3 protein-coding genes and 2 pseudogenes are annotated in these 2,750 nt (G+C 64.6%); 1 reads left to right on the top strand and 4 read right to left on the bottom strand.

Annotated features, from left to right (window positions below):
- From AC1DY5_RS50390 to AC1DY5_RS50375, 4 genes and pseudogenes are all read right to left on the bottom strand, one after another.
- On the bottom strand, nt 1-411 hold a 411-nt coding region (locus AC1DY5_RS50390), incomplete at its 3' end, for a peptidoglycan-binding domain-containing protein (RefSeq protein WP_478121806.1).
- A 16-nt stretch (nt 412-427) separates the two neighbouring features.
- Entirely contained in the window at nt 428-1,306 is an 879-nt protein-coding gene (locus AC1DY5_RS50385) for a glycoside hydrolase domain-containing protein (protein WP_478121805.1), read from the bottom strand.
- A 26-nt stretch (nt 1,307-1,332) separates the two neighbouring features.
- Nucleotides 1,333-2,052: a hypothetical protein gene (locus AC1DY5_RS50380; RefSeq protein WP_478121804.1), complete on the bottom strand. Its 720-nt coding sequence runs from the start codon at nt 2,050-2,052 to the stop codon at nt 1,333-1,335.
- Nucleotides 2,053-2,181: 129 nt separating this feature from the next.
- A pseudogene (locus AC1DY5_RS50375) lies at nt 2,182-2,457 on the bottom strand (ABC transporter substrate-binding protein); the annotation flags it as partial.
- A gap of 142 nt (nt 2,458-2,599) precedes the next feature.
- Here AC1DY5_RS50375 and AC1DY5_RS50370 point away from each other — a divergent pair.
- Nucleotides 2,600-2,750: pseudogene (locus AC1DY5_RS50370) on the top strand (NnrS family protein); the annotation flags it as partial.

The raw sequence follows: 2,750 nt of genomic DNA, 5'->3' as shown, positions 1-2,750 counted from the left end.
CACCTCGACGATGTTCTCGGCGACCCAGCCGCCAAGGATCTCGATCCTTTCCGGATTCGACGCGGTGGGCGCATGGCGAAACTCGAACTTGCCGAAAAGCGTGGTCGTCAGGGCGGAGTCCGGTTGCGGCGGCTCGGTGGGACGCGGGGGCCAAGTGGTGCCCGGTTGGGCGCCGTCGATGGGCGGAGTCAGCAGCGTCAGGCCTCTGCTCGCCAATGCATCGAACGTGCTTCGATCGACGAAACTGCTCTGTTCGAGCCCAAGCTTTCTTTGGAATTGAGTGATCGCGTCGCGCGTGTTCGGGCCGAACAGCCCGTCCGCGGAAAGGGTCGCGCCCTCGCTCGCGACAAGGAACTCCTGGAGACGGCGAGCGTCGTTTCCCTCGTCCCGATAGCGCAGTTCGTAATTCATGGGAGCTCCAGGCGGACTATGACAACGGCTCCAGGAAGGCGGTGTGGACGGCCCCGTCCGCCCCGCCATTCCCGTCGACATCGACGATCGCCCAGTCGCGAAAGCGGGAAAGCAGTTCGATCACCGTGCCGGGTGGGAGCAGGCGACGCACCTCGAACTCGGTGCCGGGGCCGGCGCGCAACCGAAGCCCATCGGCCGCGGTGGTCCGGAAGCGGTTGGTGACGGAAACGATCGGGCCGGAGGCAGTGGACGAGGCTTGAAGGGGATCCAGCTTGTCGAAGAGACCGAAGGCGGTGGCCGCCGGGTTGAGTTCGTCGACGTCGACCCCGAGGCCGCAAAGGGTGCTTGGCAAGCGCTGAAACAGAGTCCATCGCCCGCTTTCCTTGAACGCCTTGCTGCCGTGATGGCCCGTGGATTGCGACAGCCACGCGAACTCGCAAAGATTCCGCGACAGGAGCCCTTCGAGGACCACCCCGTTTCCGTAGGCGCCGATGGCAAAGCGCTTGGAGAAGGCGCCACTGTCGACGACCTCGTGGATGGCCTCGAAATGAGGAACGACATTGCTCTGGAACTGCGATGCATTGCAGTCGAAATCGACGGCGAAGTAGATGGCCGAGCCGTCCGGCTGCCCGATCGTCTCGATCGCATACTTCAGGGAGTATTCGGCGTCCTGCCGGCCTCGTTGCCTCGAGAACGAAGTGGCGCCGTCGCCTCCGGCCTGGTGGACCGTGGCAATGGAAGCGCCGGCGTCGAGGATGGCCTCGGCTTCGGCGCGGATCAGGCGCTTTTCCGGTTGGCCGGTCGTGCGTGCGTAGTACCTGATGATGGTTTGCACCCCCTGGCCTTGCATGCAGCCCAGTCGGCTGGTCGTCCGGCGATTGGTGTCGATGATCATGAGGGCTCCCGAGTCGGGGTGCGATGTCAGGCCGGCGCCTTGCAGTCGCTGCCCATCTCCGTCTTGCTCAGCTTCAGCGGGCGGATCTTCGCTTCGACGAGCGGGGTCACGATCTCCTTGCGGAACAGTTCCCGATCCTCGGCCGTATCCGTACCGGACCGGGACACTTCGATGGCGACGCGGCCGTCAGGAAATCGCCACTCTTCCACCTTCAAGTCCCCGACCTTGAGGCGAGTCGTCTTGCTCGTGCACGGTGCGAACTGGGCGGCCTTCAGAGCGGCCGGGATTGGAGGGGAGTTCTTCTTGGACTCGACGGTGCAACTGAGCGAGTGCGCGCGCCTGATGGCGCTTGGGGACGTGAAACTCACATCGACTTCGTCCTTGGGTGGGTCCGTGGTTTCCCCCGCAGGGCATTCATCGCCCGAGAACTTCAGTGCCTTCGGCAGGGGCGCATCGCTTCGCAGCTTGTAGGTCAACTCGAAGCGCGGCTTGCTGGTGCGAATCCGCTCGCGCAGGATCGCGTTGATGTCGGGCCTGGGCTTCGACAGGACGGCATACCGGATCTCGAAGACGTCCTCATCGAATTCTCCCGACGTCAGCCTCGACAATGCTTCGGCGGCGGTTCTCGGGCCGCCCTGGGAAGGATCCCAGCGGATCGCATACTCAGCGGGCCCGGCGACCGCGATGGCCGATGCCGCGAGAGTCCCGCACACGATGAAGAGGGACGCAAGCTTTCGGTACTTCATGTCGACCTCCTGCCAGTGAGGCCATGCTAAGTCTTTCGCGGTGCGTCGCATCACCAGAACTGGTGACGGGCTGAAAGGGCCGCAGGGTCGCGAGTCTCGCTCACAAAGGGGTGCGTTCAATCCGGCCCTCGGCGGCGCCACSGMTGCGCCTTCGATGCCGTGCTTCTTCAGAGAGCCCGCCACGAAGCCGGAAGCCTTCATCTCCTCGATGAAGCCGCTGAGCCACGCCTGCGATGCGACGCGGCCCTTGGGCACGCCCATGGCCTGTTCGATGACCATGAAGCGCCCTGGCAGGAGGCGCACGCCGCCCACGCGCTTTGCATCCGCTTCCAACTGCTGCTTCACGCCGGCCGCCACCTCGAGGTCCTGGGCGAGGAACAGCCAGTTGTTCGTGCTGACGATGGCCGCCTACAACCTCGTGCGCATGCGGACCTTGGCAGAAGTCCGTCCGTTGGCCCAGTAGCGGGTCAGAGAGAGCCGAAAACGCGCCTTTGAAGCGGGAAAACAGCGCGGAACGTCGAAATCTCACAACCGCCATCTTCAGTCCGCAGGATACGCCGCGCTGTCCATCGGCCTGTGGGCGATGCAGTTCGCCGACTGGCTGCCGCGGGCCTACCTCCAGGGCCCGCTGTGGCATGCACACGAAATGCTGTTCGGCTTCGCCCTCGCCGTGATCGTCGGCTTCCTCTTCACCGCGG

It is taken from the genome of Variovorax sp. P4_D9 (assembly GCF_056401695.1).
This window is presented reverse-complemented; position numbering and strand designations above follow the sequence as displayed.